Below are 985 nucleotides of genomic sequence, written 5' to 3' on the forward strand. Positions count from 1 at the left end.
GAGATTTGTCAGCTCGCACATTGGCTCCACGTTCCTGCGTTCGATTTATCTGGACGATTCGTATCACATGATTACGTCCGACAACGAACGCGAAATCGTCGCGCGGGAAGTCGGCCTGTTTCTGCGGGAAAGTGAACTGGCCCGAAGCGGTGGTGGCGGAGAAGCCGCTCCGGTAGTCTCTAGGGCGCTCGCGAGGCGTTTGCGACAAATCGAAAAAGGGGGGGGCAAAGCGGGGCTTGATTCGAGGCGTGATACTTCGCATGGCGGCGTGGACGCCCCGGCTCTTGCAACGATGGGAAGGAAGTAGTGAAGGTAAGCCGTGCGCTGCAGTGCGTGCCGATTGCGTTCGGGTGCCTTTGGCTCACGCATGCGTTCGCCGACGACCAGGACGCGAACGTGAGTCCTTTTGGGGCCGATGAATGGAAGGTATCGGTGGGTCCGGGCTTGATGCTTTCTCCCAAATATCCGGGCGCGCGGGAGTTGCGACTCTTGCCGATTCCATCGCTCGATATCTCCTACGATGACCGAATTTTCTCGCAGGGTCTCGATCTGATCGGGATCAATGTGCTTAAAGGCAAAAGCGACGCTTACCATGTTGGCGCTGCGATCAGCCTGGATTTTCAATCGCGCAGCGAGTCCGACGATCCGCATTTGCATGGGTTAGGAAACGTCAACGAGGGTCCGAAACTCAAACTTTTTGCCGACTATTCAGTGTCGTTGCTGACGGGTTCGGTTGCGGCCTACCAGGACATTGCGGGAACGGGCCAGGGGCTTCTGGTCAGTGCGGATCTGGTGGCCAATCTGCCGCTGACCTCAAGGTTCCTGGTGTCATTCGGGCCGGGCGCGACATGGGCAAATGCAGAATACACGCGAACGTTGTTTGGCGTGAGCGCCGGACAGAGCGCTGCTTCGGGCCTGCCAACCTTCAACACGAGTGCAGGACTACGCGACGTTCACCTTAACGCATACGCGAGCTATGACATCT

1 protein-coding gene and 1 pseudogene are annotated in these 985 nt (G+C 57.9%); both read left to right on the forward strand.

Annotated elements, in window-relative coordinates; translation table 11 throughout:
* Positions 1–307, forward strand: a pseudogene (locus tag HV670_RS30735) (hypothetical protein); the annotation flags it as partial.
* The coding region (locus tag HV670_RS30130; protein WP_425511496.1) for a MipA/OmpV family protein at positions 307–985 on the forward strand (679 nt) is incomplete at its 3' end. The pseudogene HV670_RS30735 and the gene HV670_RS30130, both read left to right, overlap by 1 nt.

Source organism: Pararobbsia alpina, from assembly GCF_902859895.1.
Classification (GTDB): domain Bacteria; phylum Pseudomonadota; class Gammaproteobacteria; order Burkholderiales; family Burkholderiaceae; genus Pararobbsia; species Pararobbsia alpina.